Below are 25408 nucleotides of genomic sequence, written 5' to 3' on the forward strand. Positions count from 1 at the left end.
TAGCCCAAGGCGCGCGATTCGAACAGGCGAAGGGTGGAACCGGCGGTGGATAACTCCGTTACCGCGGCTCGACGAAGGAGCCCGGACATGACCGACAGCCGCATGTATGCCGCCCCATCCGCGACCCCGGCCACCGGCGCCGGATGGGCGTGGATGCTCGCCTATGGCCTGCTGTCGGTCGGGCTCAGCGTGCTCGCCTTCCTCGATCCGTTCGCGGCCACCTATGCCGCGACGATGGTGGTCGGTGCGCTGTTCATCGCCGCAGGGCTGGTGTCGCTCGTGGCCGGCTGGGCGGGACGAGGGCATGAGGGGCGCGGCTACGCGATCGGCTTCGGCGTCCTGTCGCTCGTCGTCGGATTGCTGATGGCGTTCAACCCGGTGTCGGGCGCGGTGTCGCTGACGGTGATGGTCGCGGTCTGGCTCGGGGTGCGCGGGGCGCTGGAGATCGGCCTCGGCGCGCGCTTCCGGCGGGGCCGCGGGCTGATGATCGCACTCGGCGTCGTCAACCTGCTGCTGGCGGTGTACGTGTTCGCCACCCTTCCCTGGTCCGCCGCGACGCTGCCCGGCTATATCCTGGGGATCAGCTTCGTGTTCGGCGGCGTCGCATCGGTGGCGTCGGCGCTGAACCATCGCAAGGGCGCGCCGGCGTTCGCCGTGCCGGAATCGTAAGGCAGGCCGCGTCCTACAACAGCGCCGCGATATCCGCGGCGAGCTGTTCGGGCTTGGTGGTCGGCGCGTAGCGGTGCACGACCTCGCCGGCGCGGTTGACGAGGAACTTGGTGAAGTTCCACTTGATCGCCTTCGACCCCAGCAGGCCGGGCGCGCCGGACTTGAGCCGGTCGAACAGCGGCTCCGCACCGGCGCCGTTGACGTCGACCTTCGCGAAGACGGGAAAGGTGACGTCGTAGGTGAGCGAGCAGAAATTCGCGATCTCCGCCGCGTCGCCCGGTTCCTGCGCCCCGAACTGGTTGCAGGGAAAGCCGAGCACCGCGAAGCCGCGGTCGGCATAGCGGCGGTGCAGCGCCTCCAGCCCTTCATATTGCGGTGTGAAGCCGCATTTCGACGCGGTGTTGACGATCAGCAGCACCTGCCCCGCCCAGCGATCCAGCGCCACGGTCGCGCCATCGGCACCCTGTACGGCCAGATCGGTGATCGCGCTCATGCGTGTCGCTCCAACAGATAGCGCAGATTGGCCTTCACTCCCGGCCATTCGCGGTCGAGGATCGAATAGACGACGCTGTCGCGCAGCCGCCCGTCGGCCATCTGCTGATGCCCGCGCAGGACGCCGTCCTTCTTCGCGCCGAGCCGCTCGATCGCCGCCTGGCTGCGCGCGTTCAGCGCATCGGTGCGGATCTGCACGCACTGGACGTCCATCGTCTCGAACGCATGGGTCAGCAGCATCAGCTTGGCTTCGGTATTCACGCCGGTCCGCTGCACCGCCTTTGCATAGAAGGTCCCCCCGATCTCCAGCCGGCGATGCGCGGACGCCATCCGCATGTAGCGGGTCGTGCCGACGACCCGGCCGTCCGGCGTCTCGACCGCGAACGGCCGCGCCCGGCCGAACGCCTGCTCGCGCGACGCCGCCGCCCACCAGCGTTCGGGCGTGCGCATCATCGATACGTTGGCGTAGAAGATATTCCACAGGTCGCCGATCCGCGCCGCCTCGACGAGTGCCGGCAGGTCGCCCTCGACCAGCGGTCGCAAGGTGACGTGACGGCCGACGAGCGTCGGCGTCGCGTCCCATCCGGTCACGACAGCACGCCCTCGTGCAGGCGGACGACGCGGTCCATCTTCTGCGCCAGCCGCTCGTTATGCGTCGCGATCAGCGCGGCCGACCCTTCGCCGCGGACCAGCCGCAGGAATTCGGCGAGGACGATGTCGGCAGTGTGTTCGTCGAGGTTGCCGGTCGGCTCGTCCGCCAGCACCAGCGCCGGGCGGTTGGCGAGCGCGCGCGCGACGGCGACGCGCTGCTGCTCGCCGCCCGACAGCTGGCTCGGGCGGTGCGTCAGCCGATGCGCCAGCCCCAGCGCGCTGAGCAGCCCGGTGGCCCGGGCATCCGCCGCCTTGCGCTCGGCACCATGGACCAGTTGCGGCAGCACGACATTCTCGGTTGCGTTGAAATCGGGCAGCAGGTGATGAAACTGGTAGACGAAGCCCAGATAGTCGCGGCGCATCACCGTGCGTCCGTGCGCATCGAGCTGCGCCGCCTCCGTGCCGGCGATGCGGATCGAGCCCTGGAAGCCCCCTTCGAGCAGGCCGACTGCCTGGAGCAACGTCGACTTCCCCGACCCCGACGGGCCGACCAGCGCGACGATCTCTCCGGGCGCCACCGACAGGTCGATGCCGCGCAGGACGTGGATCGTCTCGCCACCCTGCGTGAAGCTGCGGGTCAGGCCCGTGGTGCGCAGCACCGCGACATCGTCCGCCGGTACCGGCCCGCGCCGCAGGACACCGCCGCCACCGGTCGCGTCGGGACTATTCATAGCGCAGCACCTGTACCGGATCGGTGCTCGCCGCCTTCCACGCCGGATAGAGCGTGGCGAGGAAGCTGAACACCAGCGCCATCAGCGCGATAATGACGATCTCCACGGGGTCGGTCTTCGACGGCAGCTCGGTCAGGTAGCGGATCGAGGGGTCCCACAGATTCTGTCCCGTGACGAGCTGGACGAGGTTCACCACCGCCTGGCGATAGAAGAGGAAGATGAAGCCGAGCACCAGTCCGGCGAGCGTTCCCAGCGCGCCGATCGTCGTGCCGACCACCATGAAGATCCGCATCAGCCCGCCGCGCGTCGCCCCCATCGTCCGCAGGATCGCGATGTCGCGCGTCTTGGCGCGGACCAGCATGATGAGCGAGGACAGGATGTTGAACACCGCCACCAGGATGATGATCGACAGGACGGTGAACATCGCGACGCGCTCCACCTCCAGCGCCTGGAACAGCTGTGCGTTCATGCTGCGCCAGTCCGCGATCACCGCATTGCCGCCCAGCCTGTCGGCGAGCGGGGCTAGGATCGGGCCGACCTTGTCCGCGTCCACCGTCTGCAATTCGACCATCCCGACGTTGTCGCCGAGCAGCAGCAGCGTCTGCGCGTCCTCGATCGGCATGATGACATAGGATTTGTCGTAGTCGTACAGCCCGATCTCGAAGATCGCGCCGACCTTGTAGCTGACGATGCGCGGGACGGTGCCGAACGGCGTCGTCTGCCCCTGCGGGCTGAACAGCGACACGTCGCTGCCGACCTGCGCGCCGAGCGCCTCCGCCAGCCGCGATCCGATCGCGATGCGGCCGCTGCCCGGATTGATCCCCGCGAGGGTGCCCATGACGAGCTTGCCCGCGATCATCCGGCGCAGGTCCGGCGTCGCGAGGCCGCGGACCAGCACCGCCTCGGCGCGGCCGTTGTAGGTCGCGGCGAGCGGTTGCTCGACCATCGGCACCGCGGAGGTGACCCCGGGCGTGCGCCGCGCCTCCGCCACGATCTCGCGCCAGTCCGGCAGGCGCCCCCCCGCCCCCTGTACGACGGCATGGCCGTTCAACCCCACGATCTTGTCGAACAGTTCGGCGCGGAAGCCGTTCATCACGCTCATCACGATGACGAGCGCGGCGACGCCCAGCATCACCGCGACGAGGCTGATCGAGGCGACGAGGAAGATGAACGCCTCTCCCTTGCCCGGGAGCAGGTAGCGCCGGGCGATCATCCGTTCGTAGGCTGAGAGAAGCATGGCCCGAGGCTCTAGGAGAGGCTTCGGCTACAAGCAACAAATGTTGCGGATTCGACACAGGGTGGCATCAATCGATGCCCGCCCCCCACATTCGCGGTGACAAAGTCCGTGCGACTGCCTAGCCAATACTCATCTGGGACACAGGCAACGGCCGTGGTTCGGGGAATAGCCGATTGGTAGCGCAGCGAAATACGCGCGCACCGGGAGGCGACCTAAGGGGGCTGACGGGTTTTCTCGTCACGCAGGCGCCCGGATCGGCAACGGTCCGGGCGTTTGCCGTTTCCGACCCGGCGGCGAAGCGCCGGGCAGAGGGAGGGAGCTTCCAATTCGCGCCCCCTGTCCGGCAGTCCCGGTTATTCCAGATCAATCCTGAACGCCGCGATAACGCGCGCCGCGAAATCGTCGGCGGCCCCGCGAAGGTTCAGGCCATCGTCGCGATGCGACGATGGTCCCGATCCGGTCAGAAGCTTTTCGACAGCGTCAGGCCATAGGTGCGCGGGTCGCCGGGCTGGCCGACGATCAGCCCGGTGCTGCCCGACTGGGTCGCCAGCACCTCGTAATAATCGGTATCGAAAGCGTTGCGCAGCCAGCCGAAGACGTTCCACGCCCCTTCCCTGCGATAACCGAGGCGGAAGTTGGTCAGCGCATAGCCGTCGATGTCCGTATAGGCCGAGCGCGACGGATTGGACGAGAAGCGCGAGCGGTAACTGCCGTCGACGCCGGCGTAGAATTGCCCGTCCACCCCGAATATCCGCGCCGGCAGATTGTATTCGGCGCCGTAGGAGAAGGCCCATTTCGAGACGCCCGGCAGCGCCTGTCCGGAGATGTCGCAATAGGGCGGCGAATTGCCCGGCGTACCCGCCGCCGCCGGCGTGCCCACGATCTGGCCGTTGACCACGGGCAAGGCGGTGCCGCCGGACAGTTCGGGCGGGCATGGCGCATTGGCGAAGCGGACGTATTTCGCGTCCGTGTAGGCGGCGTTGCCATAGATGTTGAGGCGGGCGGTCGGACGAAAGGCGGTGTCGAGTTCGAACCCGCGGGTTCGGACCTTGGGCGCATTGGCGAGATAGCCGCGCAGCACGTTGACCTGGAGGTTGTTGACCGTGGTCTGGTAATCCTCGATCTCGGTCCAGAAGGCGGCGAGGTTCACCGTCGCGCGCCGGTCGGCGAACTGCGTCTTCAGCCCCAGTTCGAAATGGTTGACCTTTTCCGGTCGCACCGTCGCGGTCGCGAGGATCGGCGCATTGTTCGCATCGAGCGGCAGGCCCGACAGGTTGATCCCGCCCGATTTGTAGCTGCGCGCATAGGTCGCGTAATAATGCACCGTATCGCTGACATCATAGGCGACGGTGAGGTCGCCCGACAGGTTCCAGTTGTCGAAATCGGGGCGATAGCTCTGCGGGGCGAGCACGCCGCAACGATCGCGCGCGACGCCGCTCGCCGCCTGCGCCGCCGCCGAACAGTCCAGCGTCGCGCCACTGCCCGTCGTCACCAACGAGACGTAGCTGCCTTCCTTCTTGTCGTAGTTGAGGCGCAGGCCCGGCGAGATCGACAGCCGCTCGTCGGCATGCCAGGTCAGCTTGCCGAACAGCGCCGCCGACGTATTCTTGAACCCGATCGTGTTGCGCGAGGCGAGCCCGTTCAGCACCGCCGGGTTGCAGGCGTTGGCGGTCAGCGTCGAACAGCCGTTGGCGAGGAACGGCGGATTGCCCGGATTGAGCAGGAAGCGGCTCGCCGCGGGCCCCTGCACCTGCAAGCCCTGCGTATCGATCGTCTGATAGAAATAGAAGGCGCCGGCGACATAGTCGAGCGTGCGGGTGCCGTTGGAGGCGATGCGGATTTCCTGGCTCGCCTGGCTCTGCTGCGACGGGTTGGCAGACACCGGCGTCACCGCGAGGCCGATGAAATCGCGGTCGTTCGACGGGTTCCAGTGCCAGAAGCGCCACGCCGATACCGACGTCAGCGTCGCGCCGCCGAGGTCGAGGTTGCCGACCAGCGACAACCCGCCCAGTTCCTGTTTCGCGCGCAGGTCGGTATCGACGTCGGTCACCCGGTCGAACGCGTCGGTGGACGGCACCGCATACCCCTGCGCCGCGGCGAGCGCGGCATATTGCCGGCTCAGCGGCCGCTGCGTCGCGCCGACCCGCGCGTAATATTGCACGCAACAGTTCGGATCCTGCCGGTTATAGTCGCCATAAAGCGTCCAATCGAGCGCCTCGCTCGCCTTCCAGTAGATCTGCGCGCGCAGCGACTGGTTGTCCTGGCTGTTCTGCCATTCGTCCTGGCGGACGTTGCGGATCGTGCCGCGTCGGGTGGTGATCGACGTCGACAGGCGGATGGCGACCTTGTCCTCGACGAGGGGTCCGGACACCGATGCCTTGCCCTGGAAGAAATCGAGATTGCCGCCGGTCAGTTCCACCCGCGCCTCGGGCGTGAAGCTCGGCTTGCGCGTCGTGACGTTGATCGCGCCGGCGGTCGTGTTCTTGCCGTACAGCGTCCCCTGCGGCCCGCGCAGCACCTCGATCCGCTCGGTATCGGTGAAGTCGAACGTCGCGGAGGCGATGCGGCTGTAATAGATCTGGTCGACATAGATGCCGACGCCCTGTTCGATGCCGTCGTTGGTCAGCCCGAACGGCGCGCCGAGGCCGCGGATATTGGCGGCGGAATTGCGCGGATTGGTCGAATAGAATTGCAGCGAGGGTTGCAGCTGGGTCAGCCGGTTGACGTTGTACGTCCCCGTCTCGGCGAGCGCGGTGCCGCCGATCACCGACATCGCGATCGGCACGCGCTGGACCGATTCGGCACGGCGGCGCGCGGTGACCAGGATGTCGCCACCGGCGTTGCTCGCGGCGGGTCCGGTCCGGCCGGTCGTCGCCTGGTCGTCCTGCCCCGCGGGCGCGGCCTCCTGCGGCGCGGTCGCCGGGCCCGTCGCGGGCACGGGCGGAACGGCGGCCTGGCCGGCGAGAAGAAAGGCTAGCGTCCACGACATGATGAGCTCCCTGTGGTCTTTTGCCGGCAAACTCTACTGTCGCAGTGGATATTCAAAGATGGAGAAGCTTGGGGCGCGCAAAGCCGCGCTTCGGAGCCGGGATCGGACCGACATTTTTCCCGAGGACACCGTCTTGAACCCGTTCGGGCGCGAACCAGATTGGCGTCGCACGGTGCCGATGACGGGCCGTGCACCGGCATCGCACCCCGCGTGGATGCCGTCGTTCAACTCGCTTCTATCGGAGGATTTGACATGCGACTCGACCTTACCCCCTATCGCCGCTCGACCATCGGTTTCGACCGCCTGTTCGACATGCTGGAAAGCAACGCCCGGGCGCCGACGGCGGAAAACTATCCCCCCTTCAATCTCGAGCGGCTTGCCGAGGACCGCTATCGCATCACGCTGGCCGTTGCCGGCTTCGCGCGCGACGAGATCGAGATCACCGCACAGCAGAACCTGCTGCTGGTCGCGGGAAAGAAGGACGACCGCGCCGCCGGCGCGAGCTTCCTGCACGTCGGCATCGCGAACCGCAGCTTCGAGCGGCGCTTCGAACTCGCCGATTTCGTCTTCGTCGAGGATGCGCGCCTCAACGACGGCCTGCTGGTGATCGACCTGGTCCGCGAGGTGCCCGAGGCGATGAAGCCCAAGAGCATCGCGATCAAGACCGGCGCCCCGCTCGCCGCGGTCGAACCCAAGACCGACGTGGCCGAAGCCGCCTAAGACACCGATGGGGCGCCCGGCATCCGGCCGGGCGCCCTTCTGCTCAGACCTTCGCGGGAGAGGCCGAGATGAGCCGTACGCTCGTCTCGCCGGCAGCCTGAAGCCAGATCGTAATGATGCACGGTTGGCGCCCATCGGGCGCGATCAGAGTGCAGCGCACCTCGTGCTTGATGCCGAAATCGTTGGTACGGATGCCAACGACCGGGCGGGTGGCGCCGTGCTGATCGATCGCCGCCGCCAGACCGACCGCATCCGTCAGGGTGAAACCGAAACTCCGGAAGAATGCCGCCTTGGCTCTTCCGGTGGGGTGCGAGTCACTGAGCAGGTAATCCCGGATCTTCGCCATCTCGACGATGCGCGGTCCCGGCAGGTCCGTCATTCGGCCGGCGATACGTCTTCGGCATGCAGCGTGATAACCTGCGCGACTGGATCGGTGAATTCCACCTCGTAACTGTTGCCGTCGGCATGCCGGTACACGATCGTACCGATCGCATTCGGCAACAGGATGCCAGCGTCGGTGCCGACCAGCGACCGAAGTCGAACGACGGCGTGGTCGTCCGGCACCGGCCGTGCCATGGCATTGGGTAGGGGTGTCGCCATAACGGACATGATAGCGCGCGACCGACGCGCCGCACAAGACCCGCCAGCCGCTAGCAGCGCAACCGCCGATGACGTCAGACCAGCCGGCTCTTCGTCAACGCCGCCTGGATGAAGCTCGCGAACAGCGGATGCGGGTCGAACGGCTTGCTCTTGAGCTCGGGATGGAACTGGACGCCGACGAACCAGGGGTGGTCAGGCCGCTCGACGATCTCGGGCAGCGTGCCGTCGGGCGACATGCCGCTGAAGACCAGCCCGCCCTTTTCCAGCGCGTCCTTGTAGCCGGTATTGACCTCGTAGCGGTGACGATGGCGCTCGTGGATCGTCGTGCCGCCGTAGATCGAGGCGACGACGCTGTTGCCGTCGAGCGCCGCCTCATAGGCGCCGAGCCGCATCGTGCCGCCCAGGTCACCCTGCTCCTCGCGCTTCTCGAGGCCGTCGCGCCCCATCCATTCGGTGATGAGGCCGACGACCGGTTCGTCGGTCGGGCCGAATTCGGTCGACGACGCCTGCGCGATGCCGGCGGTGTCGCGCGCGCCCTCGACGCACGCCATCTGCATGCCAAAGCAAATGCCGAAATAGGGGATCTCGCGCTCGCGCGCGAACCTGACCGCCTTGATCTTGCCCTCCGCGCCGCGTTCGCCGAACGCGCCGGGAACGAGGATCGCGTCGCACGGTTCCAGCTGGCTGACGATCTCGCCGCCGTCGTTCTCGAAAATCTCGGCATCGATCCAGCGGACGTTGACCTTGACCCGGTTGGCGATGCCGCCATGCACCAGCGCCTCGTTCAGCGACTTGTACGCGTCCTGCAGGCCGACATATTTGCCGACGACGCCGACCGTCACCTCGCCCTCCGGGTTGGTCAGACGGTCCATGATGTCGGTCCAGCGCGACAGGTCGGGCGCGGACGACGGCGTGATGCCGAACGCGCGCAGCACTTCCGAATCGAGGCCCTCGCCGTGATATTGCAGCGGCACGGCATAGATGCTCTTGGCGTCGAGCGCCGGGATCACCGCGGTTTCGGGGACGTTGCAGAACAGCGCGATCTTGGCGCGATCCGACGGCGGCAGCGGATGTTCACAGCGGCACACCAGCACGTCGGGCTGCACGCCCAGCGCGGCGAGTTCGCGCACCGAATGCTGCGTCGGCTTGGTCTTCAGCTCGCCCGCGGCGGCGATATAGGGGACCAGCGTCACGTGGATGCTGATCGCGTTGCCGCGGCCGACCTCGTTCTTCAGTTGGCGGATCGCCTCGATGAACGGCAGCGATTCGATGTCGCCGACGGTGCCGCCGATCTCGCACAGCACGAAGTCGAGATCGTCCGTCTCGGCGCGCGCGAACGCCTTGATCGCGTCGGTGACGTGCGGGATCACCTGCACCGTCGCGCCGAGATAGTCGCCGCGCCGTTCGCGCTCGATGATCGTCTTGTAGATCCGGCCCGACGTCACGTTGTCCGACTGGCGACTCGCCACCCCGGTGAAGCGTTCGTAATGGCCGAGGTCGAGGTCCGTCTCCGCGCCGTCGTCGGTCACATAGACCTCGCCGTGCTGATACGGGCTCATGGTGCCGGGATCGACGTTCAGATAGGGATCGAACTTGCGGATGCGGACGCGATAGCCGCGCGCCTGCAACAGGGCCGCGAGGGAGGCCGCCATGAGGCCCTTGCCGAGCGACGAGACCACGCCGCCGGTGATGAAGATGTACCGCGCCATGGGAGAAATCGCCTAGCGTGTTAAGGGGTCGAACGACAAGAGCGCGCGGGGGCCACCCGCGCGCGATTTACGATAAACGGTGTAGCGGCTTAGCGCTGAAGCGGGACCGAGCCGTTGTCGGCGGGCGCGTTCGGCACCGCATCCTGCGCCGGCGCGAGCGGCGCCGCGGCCGGGGGCGTGCGGGCGAGCGAGGTGTCGATCGTCTGCGACTGACGGTGCGCCGCGATGAACGCGAGGGCGATCGACATGCAGACGAACACCGTCGCCAGGACCGACGTCGCCCGCGTCAGGAAGTCCGCCGCGCCGCGCGCCGACATCAGGCCCGACGGGCTGCCGCCCATGCCGAGGCCACCACCCTCCGACTTCTGCATCAGGATCACCGTCACGAGCGCCGCGGCGATGATGGCATGAACGACGAGGAGGAAGGTGAACATCGATGGCCTTGGGTTTCGGATGAAGGCGCGCACATAGGCGAGCGGGGTCCGGCGATCAACCGTCCGCGGTCCGACGCGGCGTTCAGGGTGCAGCGCAGCGGAATCGGACCGTTTATGAATATTCACGAAACTCGCGTCGCGCGGGGGCGTTATGACCGCGAAACAAAGCCCCGAAATCGGTGCAGAAACGGAAATTTGATCGTGGGTACAGCCGCGCAATCGCTTGCTACCTGGATGAGCGCCCTCGTCGACTATGTGCGGTCGGGGGAGCCCGACCTGACCAATCGTCAGATGGCGCTGCTCCTCCTCGTCTACCTCAATCCCGGCCCCCATACGGTGCGCGGGCTGGCGCGGGCGCTCAACGTGTCGAAGCCCGTCGTCACGCGCGCCTTGAACAGGCTGGGTGCGCTCGGCTATCTGCGCCGGCAACGCGACGACAGCGACAAGCGCAACATCTTCGTCGCGCGTACTTCCGAAGGGGCAGAGTTTCTTGAAGAGTTCGGGCAATTCCTCGGCGAAGGCGACGCTGGACAGCGCCAGCCAGCCCTCGCGTAGGGCGTTCGCGCTCACCGGCCCCTCGATCACGCTCGACCCGCGGATGGACGCCGTGCGCGGCGATCTCGCCGACGTGCGCCTCGCCGATCGCGTCTTCGCGCCGCATTATGCGGCGCCGATGCCCGCGGTAGCGATCAGGGCGGTGTCCGTCTTCGCCGATCGCAACCTGGCCGATCCGATCGCGGACCTTGCCGAGGGTGCATCGTTCGATGTGCTGGAGCTGGCGGGCAACCATGCCTGGGGCATGGTGACGGGATCGGGTCCGGTCGGCTATGTCGACCGCACCGCGCTCGACAAGGCGGCACCGCTGCCCGACGCGCCACCAGCGGCGGACGCGGCATGAGCGTCTTGGTCTTCATCGACGGCGCCGTCGGCACCACCGGTATCGACATCCGGGAGCGGCTGGGCGGACGCGGCGACATCGCGCTGATCGCGCTCGACGAGGCACGCCGCAAGGATCCGGCGGCACGCGCCGAGGCGCTCAACGACGCCGACATCGCGATCCTCTGCCTTCCCGACGACGCCGCGCGCGAGGCGGCGGCGCTGGTCGCCGGCGGCACGACGCGGATCATCGACGCCTCGTCCGCGCACCGCGTCGCCGCGGGCTGGACCTACGGTTTTCCCGAACTCGGCGCGGGCCAGGCGGAGCGGATCGCCACCGCCCGGCTGGTGTCGAACCCCGGCTGCTATCCCACCGCCTTCCTCGCGCTCGTCGCGCCGCTCGTCCGCGCCGGGCTGGTGCCGGCGGACTGGCCGCTGACGTACAATGCCACCTCGGGCTATTCGGGCGGCGGCAAGGCGATGATCGCCGAATTCGAGGGAGGCGGCACCGACACGGCGTTTCGCGCCTACGCGCTCGGGCTTGCCCACAAGCATTTGCCGGAGATGCAGGCGCATGCGGGGCTCGCGCATCCGCCCGTCTTCGCGCCCGCGGTCGCGCGGCTCAATCGGGGCATGCTCGGCGAGGTGCCGCTGGCCCTCCGGCAGCTGCCGGGCCGGCCGGAGATCGCGCGGATCGAGGACACGCTCGCCGCCGCTTATGCCGACAGCGCGCTCGTCTCGGTCGCGCCCGGCGATGCCGCCACGATCGCGATCGAGGAGAATGCCGGCACCGACCGCATGACGCTGCGCGTGTGCGGCAATGCCGACAGCGGTCACGTCCGGCTGGTCGCGACGCTCGACAACCTCGGCAAGGGTGCCGGCGGCGCCGCCGTGCAGAATCTCAACATCATGGCCGGGCTCGATCCGCTCGCCGGCCTCGTCCTCTAAGATCGAAGGATCGTCATGCAGCGCAATCCCGTCGGCAAACTGCTCCTGTTCGGAGCGACCGGTGACCTCGCCAAGCGCATGTTGCTGCCCTCGCTGTACGGCCTGCACGCCGACGGCCTGTTGCCGGACGGGCTGACCATCACCGGCTCGGCGCGCGGCGACATGGACGACGACGGCTATCGCGACGTCGTCAAGAAGGCGCTCGAGGAATTCCTGCCCGACGACCGCAAGGACGAAGGTGCGCTCGGCACCTTCATGCAGCGCATCCAGTTCCAGCCCGCGGACCTGTCCGATCCCGACAGCTTCCGGCCGCTGGCCGAAAAGATCGGCGACATCGCCGGCGGCCTCGCCATCTATCTGTCGACCGCGCCGTCGCTGTTCGAATCGGCGGTGCAGGGCCTCGAAAAGGTCGGCCTGACCGGCCCGTCGGTGCGGATCGCGCTCGAAAAGCCGCTCGGCTACGACCTCGCTTCCTCGAAGGAGATCAACGACACCGTCGCCGCCGCCTTCCCGGAGGATCGCACGTTCCGGATCGACCATTATCTGGGCAAGGAGACGGTACAGAACATCCTGGCGCTGCGCTTCGGCAATTCCATGTTCGAGCCGATCTGGAACGCGCAGGGGATCGACAACATCCAGATCACGATCGCCGAGACGGTCGGGCTGGAGGATCGCGCCGGCTATTACGAGGGCGCGGGCGCGCTGCGCGACATGGTCGCCAATCATATGCTCCAGCTCGTCGCGCTGATCGCGATGGAGCCGCCGGCGCTGTACGACGGCACCGCGATCCGCGACGAAAAGGCCAAGGTGTTCCGCTCGCTGCGCAAGATCACGCCGGAACAATCGCCGCAATGCACCGTCACCGGCCAGTATGAAGAGGGCGCGGTCGGCGGCAAGGTCGTCAAGGGCTATGACGACGAACTGGGCTATGACAGCAACGTCGAAACCTTCGTCGCGATCAAGGCGCACATCGACAATTGGCGCTGGCAGGGCGTGCCCTTCTACCTGCGCACCGGCAAGCGGATGGCGAAGCGGCGCAGCGAGATCGCGATCCAGTTCAAGCCCGTACCGCATTCGATGTTCTCGGGGCGCGGCGGCCTGCTCCAGCCCAATACGCTCGTCATCCGCCTGCAACCGGAAGAATATGTCCAGCTGCTGGTGATGACCAAGGAGCCCGGGCTCGACCGCGAGGGCGTCCGCCTGCGCGAGGTGCCGCTGAACCTCAGCATGGACGCCGAATTCGCCGGATCGCGCCGCCGCATCGCCTATGAGCGGTTGCTGCTCGACCTGATCGAGGGCGACCAGACGCTGTTCGTGCGCCGCGACGAGGTGGAGGCGCAGTGGACCTGGATCGACGCGATCCGCGCCGGCTGGGACGCGAACCAGACCAAACCCAAGCATTACACCGCCGGCACCTGGGGCCCGGCAGGGGCGATCGGGCTGACCGAGCGCGACGGGGTGACCTGGCAGGACGATTGATGTTCGAGCGCCCTAAATTTTTCGCACGCCGTCATTCCCGCGAGGGCGGGAATCCATACCGGGCGACCCTGCGGCTCCAGCGTTAGGTCATGGGTTATGGATCCCCGCCTTCGCGGGGATGACGGCGTGGTTGGATGACAATATCGCGCCTGACGCACTATTCTGTCCCCCATACGTATGCGGGGACACTTACCTTGCGCGTGTCGCTCCGCTAAGCGGGCCCGCGCCGATATGAAGAGGCTTGACCCATGACCGAGATCGAATGGTGGGAATATGACGACGCGGGCGAGCTCGCGGACGCCATCGCCGGCGACATCCAGTTCGTCATCGAAAGCGCGATCGACGCGCGCGGTTCGGCCGTGGTGGCGCTGGCCGGCGGCAAGACCCCCTTCCCCGCCTATCAGAAGCTCGCCGCCGCCAAGCTCGACTGGAAGCGGGTGACGATCGTCCCCGGCGACGAGCGGATCGTGCCGCTGGGCGACCCGCTGTCGAACGTGACGCAGCTCGGTAAGCTGTTCATCCCCAAGGGCGCGCGGGTGATCCCGGTCGTGCCGCAGGCGAACGCCGACTATAAGAGCGCGGGCCGGTCGGCGGACGCACTGATGCAGGACCTCCACTGGCCGCTCGACCTGTGCCTGCTCGGCATGGGTGGCGACGGGCACACGGCCTCGATCTTCCCCGGCCCCGACTTCGACGAGGCGCTGAACGGCCCGAAGGAGCGCCGCATGCTGGGCGTGATGCCCGATCCGCTGCCGCCCGAGGCGCCGGTCGCGCGCGTCACGCTGTCGCGGCAGGGCATCGTTACCGCACGGGCGCTGATGATCGCGCTGACCGGGGCGGACAAGCGCAAGGTGCTCGAACAGGCGATTTCGGAGGGGCCGTCGTCGCCCTATCCGATCGGCCGCGTGCTCGCCGACGCGGAACTGCCCGTCGACATCCACTGGGCGCCCTGACGCCGCCGGCCCCAACGCTCCCTCCCCAGGACCCCGCGCCATGCATCCCGAAGTCTCCGCCGTCACCGACCGCATCGTCTCGCGATCGAAGGACAGTCGCGACGCCTATCTGGCGCTGATCGCGCGCGAGCGCGACACCGGCGCGCGGCGGCCGCAGCTCGGCTGTGCCAACCTCGCCCATGCCTATGCCGGGACCGAGGAGGATCGCGACACGATGCGCGCCGGACAGGCGATGAACATCGGTATCGTCACCGCCTATAACGACATGCTGAGCGCGCATGCGGTCTATTACCGCTATCCCGAACTGATGAAGGTCTGGGCGCGCGAAGCCGGCGCCACCGCGCAGGTGGCGGGCGGCGTGCCGGCGATGTGCGACGGGGTGACGCAGGGCTATCCCGGCATGGAACTGTCGCTGTTCAGCCGCGACACGATCGCGCTCAGCACCGCGATCGCGCTCAGCCACGGCACGTTCGAGGGCGCGGCGCTGCTCGGCATCTGCGACAAGATCGTGCCGGGGCTGCTGATGGGCGCGCTGCGCTTCGGCCATCTGCCGATGGTGCTGATTCCCGGCGGGCCGATGCCGTCGGGCCTCGCCAACAAGGCGAAGGCGGCGGTGCGCGAGGCCTATGCCGAGGGCAAGGCGGGCCGCGAGGAACTGCTCGACGCGGAAATCCAGGCCTATCACGGCAAGGGCACCTGCACCTTCTACGGCACCGCCAACACCAACCAGATGATGATGGAGGTGATGGGCCTGCACATGCCCGGCGCCGCCTTCGTCAATCCGGGGACCAAGCTGCGTCAGGAACTGACCCGCGCCGCGGTCCACCGGCTCGCTGAAATCGGGTGGCGCGGGCAGGATTACCGACCACTCGGGCTGTGCGTCGACGAACGGGCGATCGTCAACGCCGCGGTCGGGCTGCTGGCGACCGGTGGGTCGACCAATCATTTGCTTCACGTGCCCGCGATCGCGCGCGCGGCGGGCATCGTCATCGACTGGGAGGATTTCGATCGCCTCAGCCGCGCGGTGCCGCTGATCGCGCGCGTCTATCCCAACGGTTCGGCCGACGTGAACGCGTTCGAGGCGGCGGGCGGCATGCCCTTCGTGATCCGGGAATTGCTGTCCGCCGGCCTGCTGCACGGCGACATCACCACGGTCAGCGGCGACAGCCTCGCCGCCTATGCGCGCAAGCCCGCGATCGTCGACGACACGCTCGACTGGGAACCGGTCGGCGACAGCGGCGATACCACGATCCTGCGCCCCGTCGCCGAGGCCTTCTCGCCCGACGGCGGCATGCGCATCCTGGCGGGCAATATCGGCCGGTCGTGCATCAAGGTGTCCGCCGTCGATCGCGATCGCTGGGTGATCGAGGCACCGGCGCTGGTCTTCCACGACCAGCTCGACGTGATCGAGGCGTTCAAGCGCGGCGAGCTGGACCGCGACGTCGTCGTCGTCGTCCGCTTCCAAGGGCCGCGTGCGAACGGCATGCCCGAACTGCACAAGCTGACCCCGCCGCTCGGCGTGCTCCAGAACCGCGGCTTCAAGGTGGCGCTGGTCACCGACGGCCGGATGTCGGGGGCGAGCGGCAAGGTGCCCTGTGCGATCCATTGCTCGCCCGAGGCGCTGGGCAACGGCGCGATCGGCAAGATCCGCGACGGCGACGTCATCCGGGTCGATGCGGTCAACGGCAGGCTCGACGCGCTGGTCGATGCCGCCGAATGGCTCGAGCGGCCGCTGTGCGACGCGCCGGGCGCGGCGACGGGCATGGGCCGCGAACTGTTCGGCATGTTCCGCGGTCTGGCGGACGAGGCGGAAAAGGGTGCATCGGGGATGCTGGCGGCGGCGGGATTATAAGGGCGCCGCACCCTCACCCTTCCGGCGCTGCGCGCCTCCCTCCCTCTCCCACCGGGAGAGGGAAGAGACGGCGAAGCCGGCGACAGGGTGAGGGCGGGCGCGAAACGACGAGAGGGGAATAGCATGCAATTGGTCAGCGTAGACATCGGCGGCACCCACGCCCGCTTCGCCATCGCCGAGGTCGAGGGCGGCCGTGTCGTCTCGCTCGGCGAGCCGGTGACGCTGAAGACCGCCGAACATGCCAGCCTCCAGACCGCGTGGCAGCATTTCGCGACGATCCACGCCGCCCCCCTGCCGAAGGCGGCGGCGATCTCGGTCGCGTCGCCGATCACCGGCGACATCATCCGGCTGACCAACAATCCCTGGGTGATCCGCCCGTCGCTGATCCCCGAGCGGCTGGGTGCCGACGTCTACACCGTCATCAACGATTTCGGCGCGGTGGGCCATGCCGTCGCGCAGCTGCCGGCGGAGGATTTCGAACACCTCTGCGGCCCCGACACGCCGCTGCCGACGCAGGGGGTCACCACCGTCTGCGGCCCCGGTACGGGGCTAGGCGTCGCGCAGGTGTTCAAGACCGGCGGCGGCTATCACGTGCTGCCGACCGAGGGCGGGCATGTCGATTACGCGCCGCTCGACGGAATCGAGGATGCCTTCGTCAAGCGGCTGCGCCGGTCGTTCACGCGCGTGTCGTCGGAGCGGATCTGCTCCGGGCCCGGCATCGTCGCGATCTACGAGACGCTCGCCGAGATGGAGGGCCGCGCGGTGCCCAGCCGCGACGACAAGACCATCTGGACCGAGGCGATCGAGGGCACCGATTCGATCGCGCTCGCCGCGCTCGACCGCTTCTGCCTGGCGCTGGGCGCGGTCGCCGGCGACCTTGCGCTCGCGCACGGCGCCAAGGCGGTGGTGATCGCTGGCGGCCTCGGCCTCAGGATCAAGGACAAGCTGATCCGATCGGGGTTCGACCAGCGCTTCGTCGCCAAGGGGCGCTTCCAGACGCTGATGGCCGGTATCCCGGTCAAGCTCATCACCCATCCGCAGCCCGGCCTGTTCGGCGCCGCGGCCGCCTTCGCCCAAGAACACGCATAAGGTAGAATAGCGCATGACAGACATCGCCACCATCATGCAGACCAGCGCCGTCATCCCGGTGCTGGTGATCGACGACGCCGCCACCGCGCGCCCGCTCGCCGAGGCGCTGGTCGCCGGCGGCCTGCGCGTGCTGGAGGTGACGCTGCGCACCCCTGCCGCGATGGAGGCGATCGCCGAGATGAAGCGCGTGCCCGGCGCGATCGTCGGCGCCGGGACCGTCGTCAACGAGGCGCAGGCGAAGGCGGTGATCGACGCCGGCGTCGAATTCATCGTCTCGCCGGGCCTCACCGAACGGCTCGCGCGCCCCATCCTCGACGCGGGCGTCGCCTACCTGCCCGGCACCGCGACCGCGGGCGACATCATGCGCGGCCTCGACCTCGGGCTGACGCACTTCAAGTTCTTCCCCGCCGAGACGTCGGGCGGGCTGAAGGCGCTGAAGGCGCTCGCCGCCCCCTTCTACCAGTGCCGCTTCTGTCCGACCGGCGGGATCACCGAAGCGTCCGCCCCCGCCTGGCTGGCGTTCGACCCGGTCCTGTGCGTCGGCGGCAGCTGGGTGACCGGCGGCACGATGGCGGAGGTGGAGGCAAAGGCGCGCGCCGCGGCGGCATTGCGCGGCTGATACCCGCACATCGGCACGATCGGTCCGTTCACGACATTGTCGCTTAACCGTTTCCGCCTAGATGGCCGGGAATGAGAGCAAGCAACAGCTATGGATGGATGCGGACGGACGACACGCACGCGTCGCCGTCGCCCGCACCCTATACGGTCAGCGTGACGGACGATGGCATCCTGTCCCTGCGGATCGACGGCGTCCTCGATGCCGCGGACGTCGAGGGTTTCTTTGCGGCGCTGACGCCCGTCCATGCACGGATACGCCGGACGACGGGCACCGTGCGGGCGCTGCTCGAAACGACGCGGGTCCAGTCGCCGGTCGTCGCGATGCAGATCCGCAGCCGGACGATGGCGCTCGCCGACCCTGCGGATCGGGTCGGCATCGTGTTCGCCACCATTCTGGCGAAATTCCAGATCCAGCGGCTGATCGGGGGCGAGATGTTCGCGATCTTCACCGATCGCAACGCGGCACTCGCCTGGCTCAGACGCGGCTGACGATCACATCTCGCCGCGCTGGCGGCGGATGGCGTACCATTTGCGCACGTTGGCGTTATGCTCGGCCAGCGTGTCGGCGAAAACGTGCCCGCCGGTGCCGTCCGCAACGAAATACAGCGCCTTCGATGACGCGGGGTCGAGCACGGCGTCGATCGACGCGCGCCCCGGGTTGGCGATCGGCCCGATGGGCAGGCCCGCCTCAGCATAGGTGTTGTAGCCGTTCCTGGCCTGCAATTCGGAGCGCAGGATGCGGCGGCCGAGCGGGCGCCCCCTGGTGATCGGGTAGATCACGGTCGGATCCGCCTGCAACGGCATGCCGTTGCGCAGCCGGTTGCCATAGACCGCCGCGACGGTGCGTCGTTCGGACGGCTTGCCGGTTTCCTTCTCGACGATCGAGGCGAGGACGATCGCCTGTTCGGGCGTCGTCACCGCGATCCCCGGCTTGCGCGCCTTCCATGCCTTGGCGAGATACGTCCGCATCGCCGCCTGCATCCGCGCGACGATCGCCGCACGCGTATCGCCGCGCTGGAACGCATAACTGTCGGGCAGCACCGATCCCTCGGCCGGCACGGGCGCCGTCCCGGTCAGCCCGTCCGCCTTGGCCAGCGCATCGTGGACCATGACCGACGGATAGCCCTCCGGCACCACGACCAGCCGTTGCAGCACCTTGCCGCCCTGGAGCATCTTCAGGATGTCGGCGGGGCTGGCGTGCGGCGGGATGCGATATTCGCCCGCCTTGATCGCCTCGCCCGAGCCGAACACGCGCGCCAGCATGCGGAACCGGTTGGCGGACCGGATCGCCCCCGCCTGTTCCAGCGCGCGGGCGGCGGCGGCAAGGCTGCTGCCCTCCGCCACCTGCACGGTCAGCGCGCGCGGTGCCGGGCCGCTGCCGCCCCAGCCCTGAAAGACGAGGAACGCCGCGACCAGCGCGACGAGGCCGATCGCCGCGCCGATGCAACCGACCCTGCGCACCGGCTCAGACCGCCTTCATCACCAGCGACGCATTGGTCCCGCCGAAGCCGAACGAATTGTTCAGCACGGCCTTTACCGACCGCTTCTTGGCGACATGCGGCACCAGGTCGACGCCGACGCAATTGTCGCTCGGATTGTCGAGGTTGAGCGTCGGCGGCACGATCCCGTCGCGCATCGCGAGGATGCAGAAGATCGATTCGACCGCGCCGGCACCGCCGAGCAGATGCCCGATCGCCGATTTGGTCGACGACATCGACACGCCCTCCAGCGCGCTGCCGAACAGCCGCCGCACCGCGCCCAGTTCCAGCTCGTCGCCGAGCGGCGTCGAGGTGCCGTGCGCGTTGACATAGTCGATGTCTTCCAGCGCCAGCCCCGACTTGCGCAGCGCCATCTCCATCGACCGGAACGCCCCCGACCCTTCGGGATGCGGCGCGGTGACGTGATAGGCGTCGCCCGACAGGCCGTAGCCGATCACCTCGGCATAGATGGTGGCGCCGCGCGCCTTGGCCCGCTCATATTCCTCGAGGCAGACGACGCCCGCGCCCTCGCCCATCACGAAGCCGTCGCGGTCCTTGTCCCACGGCCGGCTCGCGCGCCACGGCTCGTCGCGGAAACCGGTCGACAATGCGCGGGCCTGGCCGAAGCCGGCGATGCCGATCGGGCAGACCGTGCTCTCGGCGCCGCCCGCGAGCATGACGTCGGCATCGTCCATCGCGATCATCCGCGCGGCATCGCCGATCGAATGCGCGCCGGTCGAACAGGCGGTGACGACCGCATGGTTGGGCCCCATCAGGCCGTATTTGATCGAAACCTGTCCCGAGATCAGGTTGATGAGGCGGCCGTGGACGAAGTGCGGGCTGACGCGCTTGGGGCCCTTGGCGGCGAGCACGAGCGATTCGCTCTCGATCCCCGGCAGGCCGCCGATGCCCGAACCGATCGAGCAGCCGGCGCGGAACCGCTCCGCCTCGCTCATGTCGGTCAGGCCCGCATCCTCGAGCGCCTGTCCGGCGGCGTCGATGCCGTAGACGATGAACGGATCGACCTGGCGCTGGATCTTGTGGTCGACGCGCCGCGACGCGTCGAAGCCATATTCGTGACCCGCCGGCTTCACTTCGCAGGCATAGTTCGAATGGAAATCGGTCGCGTCGAAACGGGTTATCGTGCCCGCCCCCGACTTGCTCGCGATGATATTGGCCCAGGCCGTCTCGACGTCCGCACCGAGCGGCGTCACGAGGCCCAATCCGGTTACGACAACGCGCCGCATACCCTTCACTCCATCCAGTCCAAACACGCCGCCACCCGCCGATGCCGGGGGTGGCCTTTACGAAAAACGGCCCCCCGCCCTCTTAGCCCGGGGACGGGGAGCCGTTCGAATCCGGCCCTGACGGGCACGGGCAAGGCGCGAGCCAAGCCCCAGGATTTAGGCCTTGTGCTCGTCGATATAGGTGATCGCGTCCTTCACGGTCGTGATCTTCTCGGCGGCATCGTCGGGGATCTCGACCCCGAATTCTTCCTCGAACGCCATGACGAGCTCGACGATGTCGAGGCTGTCGGCGCCCAGGTCGTCGATGAAGCTCGCGTCCTCGGTCACCTTGTCGGCTTCGACGCCGAGATGCTCGACGACGATCTTCTTCACGCGGTCGGCGGTCTCGCTCATGGTATAGTCCCTCTTCACGTTGGGGGGTGTTTGTTGTTCCCGACCGCCCGTAGAACGGGCGGGTTCGGGTGGCAAGCGTCTGTTAAGGGTCGGCACGGCGGCCGTCCCGAACGCCCTAGATCATGGCCATGCCGCCGTTGACGTGCAAGGTCTGTCCGGTGACATACCCCGCTTCCCGGCTGGCCAGATAGACGACGGCGGCGGCGATGTCCTCCCCCGTGCCCAGGTCGCCCGCGGGAATCCGGCCGAGCAGCGCGGCTTTCTGCGCCTCCGGCAGGCCGCCGGTCATCGCCGAGCGGATGAAGCCGGGGGCGACGCAATTGACCGTGATGTTGCGGCTGGCGAGCTCCTGCGCCAGCGCCTTGGACATACCGACCAGCCCCGCCTTCGACGCGGCATAGTTCGCCTGGCCGGGGTTGCCCGTCTGCCCGACGACCGAGGTGATCGAGACGACGCGGCCGAAGCGCTGCTTCATCATCGGCTTGGCGGCGGCGCGGACCAGCCGGAACGCGGCCTCCAGGTTGACGCGGATCACCTGGTCCCATTCGTCGTCCTTCATCCGCATCGCGAGATTGTCGCGGGTGACGCCGGCGTTGTTGACGAGGATGTCGATCCGCCCGCCCAGCGCCGCCACCGCCTGCGGTACCAGCGCGTCCACCGCGGCCGCATCCGACAGGTCGCACGGCACCGCGACATGATCGCCGCCCAGCCCGGCCCGGAACGCCTCGAGCTTCCCCGCATTGCTCCCCGACACCGCGAGCCGCGCCCCCTGCCCCGCCAGCGCGGTCGCGATCGCGGACCCGATACCGCCCGAAGCACCCGTCACGAGCGCGGTCATGCCTGTAAGATCGAACATCGTTAACTCTCCCATTCAGCTAGATTGTTCGCGCAGAGGCGCAGAGGACGCAGAGGGGCGGTAGTTGTTGACCAGCCGTCGGACGCCTTCCTTGAGTGTTTCACCGCCAAAGTTGATGAGCAGCCCCACGGGCTGCGCCGTCAATCGCAGATAGGTGAGCAACTGTTTGGCATGGACCGGCAGCAAGCGCTCGACCGACTTGATCTCCACGATCAATCGCGAATCGACGATGAGATCGATCCTGAACGCGCCAGCGATACGGACGCCCTCGAATTCGATATCGACGGGTTGCTGCCGTGCCACGGAATAGCCCATCTGGCCCAACCGCTTCGCCAGGACGGCTTCATAGACGCTTTCAAGAAGGCCCGGCCCTAGGTCGCGATGCAGGCGAAGAGCGACATCAAGGACATCGCCGCTGATCGCATCGATATCCCGCACGCTGCCTTCCTCTGCGCTCTCTGCGCCTCCGCGCGCTAAAATACTTCCGCCCGCCCTCGCGTGACCATCACACCCTCTTAAGCAAATCCTCGATGTCGTCCATCGTCACGACGCTCGTGGCGGCGACGTCGGGGGCGATGCGCTTGACCATGGGGGCGAGGACCTTGCCGCCGAACTCGACGAACTCGGTCACGCCCGCGTCGACCATCGCCAGCACCGATTCGCGCCAGCGGACCATGCCGGTGACCTGCTGCACCAGCGCGACGCGGATCGCGCCGGGGTCGGCGATGGCGACGGCATCGACGTTGGCGAATACCGGCACGAGCGGCGCGGCGATGCGGGCCTCGGCCAGTGCCGCGTCCATCGCGTCGGCGGCGGGCTGCATCAGCGGGCAGTGGAACGGCGCCGACACCGGCAGCAGGACCGCCCGCTTCGCGCCGAGCTCCTTCGCCAGCGCCACCGCGCGCTCGATCGCGAGGCGGTGGCCGGAGATCACCACCTGAGACGGATCGTTGTCGTTGGCGACGGTGCACACCAGCTGCTCGCCGCCCTCCGCCAGGATCGAATCGACCGCGGCGCCGGCGATCGTCCGCGCCCTGTCGAGGTCCGCGCCCAGCAGCGCCGCCATCGCACCCTCGCCGACCGGCACCGCCGCCTGCATCGCCTGCCCGCGCAGCCGCAGCAGCCGCGCGGTGGTGGCGAGGTCGAACGCCCCCGCCGCGCACAGCGCGCTATATTCGCCCAGGCTGTGGCCGGCGACATAGTCCGCCTTGTCCGCCAGCCGCACGCCGCCCTCTCGCTCCAGCACGCGCAGCGTCGCGATCGCATTGGCCATGATCGCGGGCTGCGCATTCTCGGTCAGTAACAGGTCGTCGGCGGGCCCATCGGCCATCAGCCGGAACAGATGCTGCCCCAGCGCCTCGTCGACCTCGCCGAACACCTCGCGCGCGACCGGGCTCGCCGCGGCCAGCGCCTTGCCCATGCCGACCGCCTGGCTTCCCTGGCCCGGAAAGATGAATGCCCGCATCCCGCGTCTCCTCTCATATCAGGAGCGCGCCCCTAGGACCGCTGCGGCCCTCACGCAACCTGAACGGACCTTGCGGGGTTGCGACACCTTGCGACCGTTTACCGGTATCGATGAAAGAGGTGTGCGACATGTCGCTCCTATCTCTGTTCTCGACGCCGCACGAACGGCGCCCGTAACCGAATGGGAGTTCGAACATGAAGAAGCCGATCCTGAGCGCGATCGCCGCCACGCTGGTCGCCGGCCCGATGGCGGTCGCCGCCGCCGATGCCGCACCGGTCCAGCGCGAGCGCACCGTGACCACCGTCAAGGAGCGCCCGAACGGCCGCACCGTCGTGACGCAGCGGACCACCGTCAACCGCAACGGTCCGCGCGCATGGCGCACCGGCCAGCGCTTCGACCGCCGCTATGCCACCAACTATCGCGTCGTCCGCGACTATCGCACCTATCGCCTCGCCGCACCGGGCCGTGGCCAGTATTGGGCGCGTTCGGGCAACGATGCGATCCTGGTCCGCGACAACGGCACGGTCGTCCGGGTGATCCAGCGCTCGTTCCGCTGACGCCTGCGAGGCTTGCATTTTCGGGGTGACCCGATAAGGAGCCGGCAACCGGGGTGGAGAGCCAGTCTCTCCGCCCCGGTTCGTTATTGCTGAGAAGACAGCCGGAGGGGCGTCGCATGGGGCGGCGTCAGCGATCGGCCAACGAAGGACAAGGCATGGCTCTGTACGAGCACACGTTCCTTGCGCGCCAGGACCTGGCACAGGCGCAGGTGGACGCGCTGGCGGAAAACGCCACCAAGATCATCGAAGACAATGGCGGCAAGGTCGTCAAGACCGAGAGCTGGGGCCTGCGCAGCCTCGCCTATCGCATCGCCAAGAACCGCAAGGCGCATTACGTCATGCTCGAGATCGACGGTCCCGGCACCGTCATCGCCGAGCTGGAGCGCCAGACCCAGATCAACGAGGACGTGATCCGCTACATGACCGTCAAGGTCGATGAGCTGGAAGAGGGTCCGACCGTGATGATGCGCAAGCAGGAGCGCGATCGCGAGCGTCGTGGCGATCGCGAGGGCGGCCGTGACGGCGGACCGCGCGGCGACCGTGGCGATCGTCCGGACCGTGGCCCCCGTCGTGACCGTGAAGAGGAGGCCGCATAATGGCTCGCCCGTTTTTCCGCCGCCGCAAGTCCTGCCCGTTCAGCGCCAAGGATGCGCCCCGGATCGACTATAAGGACGTGCGCCTGCTGCAGGGCTTCGTGTCCGAGCGTGGCAAGATCGTGCCGTCGCGCATCACCTCGGTGAGCGCCAAGAAGCAGCGCGAGCTGGCCCAGGCCATCAAGCGCGCCCGTCATCTGGGCCTGCTGCCCTACGTCGTTAAGTAAGGAACGGACACATGGACGTTATTCTGCTGGAACGCGTCGAGAAGCTCGGCGCCATCGGCGACGTGGTGAAGGTGAAGGACGGGTTCGCCCGCAACTTCCTGCTGCCGAACAAGAAGGCGCTGCGCGCCAACGAGGCCAACCGCAAGGTGTTCGAGGCGAACCGCGCCCGCATCGAATCGGACAACGCCAACCGTCGCGGCGAAGCCGAGAAGGAAGCGGGTTCGTTCAAGGACGCGTCGGTCACGCTGATCCGCCAGGCGTCGAACACCGGCCAGCTGTACGGCTCGGTCGCGGTGCGCGATCTGGTCGAGGCGCTGGTCGCCGACGGTCACAAGGTCGCCAAGAACCAGGTCGTCCTCGACAAGCCGATCAAGTCGATCGGCGTCTACGACGTCCGCGTCGCGCTGCATCCGGAAGTCGCGGTGACCGTCAAGGTCAACGTCGCCCGCTCGCCCGAGGAGGCCGAGATGCAGGCGTCGGGCGTGGACGTCATGGCGTCGATGTTCGAGCGTGACGAGGCCGGCTTCATCGAGGATTACGATCCCAACGCCGAGCCGGGCGCGACCGCCGAAGTGCAGTCGGACGAGGAGCCGGCGCAGGGCTGA

General features: G+C 68.0%; 30 protein-coding genes. 15 read left to right on the forward strand and 15 right to left on the reverse strand.

All coding sequences use genetic code 11. From position 1 onward, the window contains the following. The first annotated feature begins 87 nt into the window (after positions 1-87). Complete coding sequence (locus tag LPN01_RS02495) at positions 88-669, forward strand: HdeD family acid-resistance protein (RefSeq protein WP_262826766.1); 582 nt, start codon at positions 88-90, stop codon at positions 667-669. A 13-nt stretch (positions 670-682) separates the two neighbouring features. Here LPN01_RS02495 and LPN01_RS02500 read toward each other — a convergent pair whose 3' ends face one another. From LPN01_RS02500 to LPN01_RS02520, 5 genes are all read right to left on the reverse strand, one after another. Beyond that, entirely contained in the window at positions 683-1162 is a 480-nt protein-coding gene (locus LPN01_RS02500) for a glutathione peroxidase (protein WP_262826767.1), read from the reverse strand. Beyond that, positions 1159-1752: a GNAT family N-acetyltransferase gene (locus LPN01_RS02505; RefSeq protein ID WP_262826768.1), complete on the reverse strand. Its 594-nt coding sequence runs from the start codon at positions 1750-1752 to the stop codon at positions 1159-1161. Before LPN01_RS02505 ends, LPN01_RS02500 begins: the two co-directional genes overlap by 4 nt. Further along, the gene (locus LPN01_RS02510) at positions 1749-2483 is read right to left on the reverse strand and encodes an ABC transporter ATP-binding protein (RefSeq protein ID WP_262826769.1); all 735 of its coding nucleotides are present in this window, start codon (positions 2481-2483) and stop codon (positions 1749-1751) included. The genes LPN01_RS02505 and LPN01_RS02510 overlap by 4 nt, the downstream gene beginning before the upstream one ends. Then, positions 2476-3720 carry a lipoprotein-releasing ABC transporter permease subunit gene (locus LPN01_RS02515; RefSeq protein WP_262826770.1) on the reverse strand — a complete coding sequence of 415 codons (1245 nt, stop codon included), beginning with the start codon at positions 3718-3720 and terminating at the stop codon, positions 2476-2478. The genes LPN01_RS02510 and LPN01_RS02515 overlap by 8 nt, the downstream gene beginning before the upstream one ends. 460 nt (positions 3721-4180) lie before the next feature. Then, a complete protein-coding gene (locus LPN01_RS02520) occupies positions 4181-6709 on the reverse strand; it encodes a TonB-dependent receptor (protein ID WP_262826771.1) in 2529 nt (842 codons plus the stop codon). 252 nt (positions 6710-6961) lie between these two features. Between LPN01_RS02520 and LPN01_RS02525 the strand changes: the two genes are divergently transcribed. Continuing rightward, positions 6962-7429: an Hsp20 family protein gene (locus LPN01_RS02525; RefSeq protein ID WP_262826772.1), complete on the forward strand. Its 468-nt coding sequence runs from the start codon at positions 6962-6964 to the stop codon at positions 7427-7429. A gap of 43 nt (positions 7430-7472) precedes the next feature. Here LPN01_RS02525 and LPN01_RS02530 read toward each other — a convergent pair whose 3' ends face one another. The 4 genes from LPN01_RS02530 to secG form a co-directional block, all read right to left on the reverse strand. Continuing rightward, a complete protein-coding gene (locus LPN01_RS02530) occupies positions 7473-7808 on the reverse strand; it encodes a DUF6883 domain-containing protein (protein WP_262826773.1) in 336 nt (111 codons plus the stop codon). Beyond that, positions 7805-7993 (reverse strand): DUF4926 domain-containing protein, encoded by a 189-nt coding sequence (locus tag LPN01_RS02535; RefSeq protein ID WP_262826774.1) that lies wholly within the window; start codon positions 7991-7993, stop codon positions 7805-7807. Before LPN01_RS02535 ends, LPN01_RS02530 begins: the two co-directional genes overlap by 4 nt. Positions 7994-8103: 110 nt before the next feature. Then, positions 8104-9738: a CTP synthase gene (locus tag LPN01_RS02540; protein ID WP_262826775.1), complete on the reverse strand. Its 1635-nt coding sequence runs from the start codon at positions 9736-9738 to the stop codon at positions 8104-8106. 89 nt (positions 9739-9827) lie between these two features. Continuing rightward, positions 9828-10172, reverse strand: coding sequence for a preprotein translocase subunit SecG (secG, locus tag LPN01_RS02545; protein ID WP_262826776.1), 345 nt, complete (start codon positions 10170-10172; stop codon positions 9828-9830). A 234-nt stretch (positions 10173-10406) separates the two neighbouring features. Here secG and LPN01_RS02550 point away from each other — a divergent pair, with 234 nt between their 5' ends. From LPN01_RS02550 to LPN01_RS02590, 9 genes are all read left to right on the forward strand, one after another. Beyond that, on the forward strand, positions 10407-10727 hold the full coding sequence (locus tag LPN01_RS02550) for a MarR family transcriptional regulator (protein ID WP_262826777.1): 321 nt from the start codon (positions 10407-10409) through the stop codon (positions 10725-10727). Then, positions 10663-11070: an SH3 domain-containing protein gene (locus LPN01_RS02555; RefSeq protein WP_262826778.1), complete on the forward strand. Its 408-nt coding sequence runs from the start codon at positions 10663-10665 to the stop codon at positions 11068-11070. Before LPN01_RS02550 ends, LPN01_RS02555 begins: the two co-directional genes overlap by 65 nt. Beyond that, complete coding sequence (argC, locus tag LPN01_RS02560) at positions 11067-11996, forward strand: N-acetyl-gamma-glutamyl-phosphate reductase (RefSeq protein WP_262826779.1); 930 nt, start codon at positions 11067-11069, stop codon at positions 11994-11996. The genes LPN01_RS02555 and argC overlap by 4 nt, the downstream gene beginning before the upstream one ends. 15 nt (positions 11997-12011) lie before the next feature. Continuing rightward, complete coding sequence (gene zwf / locus LPN01_RS02565) at positions 12012-13475, forward strand: glucose-6-phosphate dehydrogenase (protein WP_262826780.1); 1464 nt, start codon at positions 12012-12014, stop codon at positions 13473-13475. A gap of 248 nt (positions 13476-13723) precedes the next feature. Next, a complete protein-coding gene (gene pgl, locus LPN01_RS02570) occupies positions 13724-14428 on the forward strand; it encodes a 6-phosphogluconolactonase (protein WP_262826781.1) in 705 nt (234 codons plus the stop codon). Between the two features lie 40 nt (positions 14429-14468). Continuing rightward, positions 14469-16280, forward strand: a complete 1812-nt coding sequence (edd, locus tag LPN01_RS02575) for a phosphogluconate dehydratase (protein WP_262826782.1) — start codon at positions 14469-14471, stop codon at positions 16278-16280. Between the two features lie 123 nt (positions 16281-16403). Beyond that, positions 16404-17369, forward strand: a complete 966-nt coding sequence (gene glk / locus LPN01_RS02580) for a glucokinase (protein WP_262826783.1) — start codon at positions 16404-16406, stop codon at positions 17367-17369. Positions 17370-17382: 13 nt separating this feature from the next. Further along, positions 17383-17988, forward strand: a complete 606-nt coding sequence (gene eda / locus LPN01_RS02585; RefSeq protein WP_262826784.1) for a bifunctional 4-hydroxy-2-oxoglutarate aldolase/2-dehydro-3-deoxy-phosphogluconate aldolase — start codon at positions 17383-17385, stop codon at positions 17986-17988. A gap of 71 nt (positions 17989-18059) precedes the next feature. Then, the gene (locus tag LPN01_RS02590) at positions 18060-18476 is read left to right on the forward strand and encodes a hypothetical protein (protein ID WP_262826785.1); all 417 of its coding nucleotides are present in this window, start codon (positions 18060-18062) and stop codon (positions 18474-18476) included. 3 nt (positions 18477-18479) lie between these two features. Here the strand turns inward: LPN01_RS02590 and mltG are convergent, their stop codons facing one another. The 6 genes from mltG to fabD all read right to left on the reverse strand — a co-directional run bounded on the left by mltG (position 18480) and on the right by fabD (position 23426). After that, a complete protein-coding gene (gene mltG / locus LPN01_RS02595; protein ID WP_262826786.1) occupies positions 18480-19448 on the reverse strand; it encodes an endolytic transglycosylase MltG in 969 nt (322 codons plus the stop codon). A 4-nt stretch (positions 19449-19452) separates the two neighbouring features. After that, positions 19453-20712, reverse strand: coding sequence for a beta-ketoacyl-ACP synthase II (gene fabF, locus LPN01_RS02600; RefSeq protein ID WP_262826787.1), 1260 nt, complete (start codon positions 20710-20712; stop codon positions 19453-19455). A 156-nt stretch (positions 20713-20868) separates the two neighbouring features. Then, complete coding sequence (locus LPN01_RS02605; protein WP_017979028.1) at positions 20869-21105, reverse strand: acyl carrier protein; 237 nt, start codon at positions 21103-21105, stop codon at positions 20869-20871. Positions 21106-21220: 115 nt separating this feature from the next. Further along, complete coding sequence (gene fabG / locus LPN01_RS02610; protein ID WP_262826788.1) at positions 21221-21961, reverse strand: 3-oxoacyl-[acyl-carrier-protein] reductase; 741 nt, start codon at positions 21959-21961, stop codon at positions 21221-21223. Between the two features lie 15 nt (positions 21962-21976). Beyond that, positions 21977-22399: a GxxExxY protein gene (locus LPN01_RS02615; RefSeq protein WP_262826789.1), complete on the reverse strand. Its 423-nt coding sequence runs from the start codon at positions 22397-22399 to the stop codon at positions 21977-21979. A 67-nt stretch (positions 22400-22466) separates the two neighbouring features. Next, positions 22467-23426 carry an ACP S-malonyltransferase gene (gene fabD / locus LPN01_RS02620; protein ID WP_262826790.1) on the reverse strand — a complete coding sequence of 320 codons (960 nt, stop codon included), beginning with the start codon at positions 23424-23426 and terminating at the stop codon, positions 22467-22469. A 194-nt stretch (positions 23427-23620) separates the two neighbouring features. Here fabD and LPN01_RS02625 point away from each other — a divergent pair, with 194 nt between their 5' ends. The 4 genes from LPN01_RS02625 to rplI all read left to right on the forward strand — a co-directional run bounded on the left by LPN01_RS02625 (position 23621) and on the right by rplI (position 25408). Next, complete coding sequence (locus LPN01_RS02625) at positions 23621-23983, forward strand: RcnB family protein (protein WP_262826791.1); 363 nt, start codon at positions 23621-23623, stop codon at positions 23981-23983. A gap of 155 nt (positions 23984-24138) precedes the next feature. After that, on the forward strand, positions 24139-24579 hold the full coding sequence (gene rpsF, locus LPN01_RS02630; protein WP_262826792.1) for a 30S ribosomal protein S6: 441 nt from the start codon (positions 24139-24141) through the stop codon (positions 24577-24579). Then, positions 24579-24803: a 30S ribosomal protein S18 gene (rpsR, locus tag LPN01_RS02635; RefSeq protein WP_007403456.1), complete on the forward strand. Its 225-nt coding sequence runs from the start codon at positions 24579-24581 to the stop codon at positions 24801-24803. Before rpsF ends, rpsR begins: the two co-directional genes overlap by 1 nt. An 11-nt stretch (positions 24804-24814) precedes the next feature. Further along, entirely contained in the window at positions 24815-25408 is a 594-nt protein-coding gene (rplI, locus tag LPN01_RS02640) for a 50S ribosomal protein L9 (protein WP_262826793.1), read from the forward strand.

Source organism: Sphingomonas sp. A2-49 (assembly GCF_025548555.1).
Taxonomy (GTDB): Bacteria; Pseudomonadota; Alphaproteobacteria; order Sphingomonadales; family Sphingomonadaceae; genus Sphingomonas.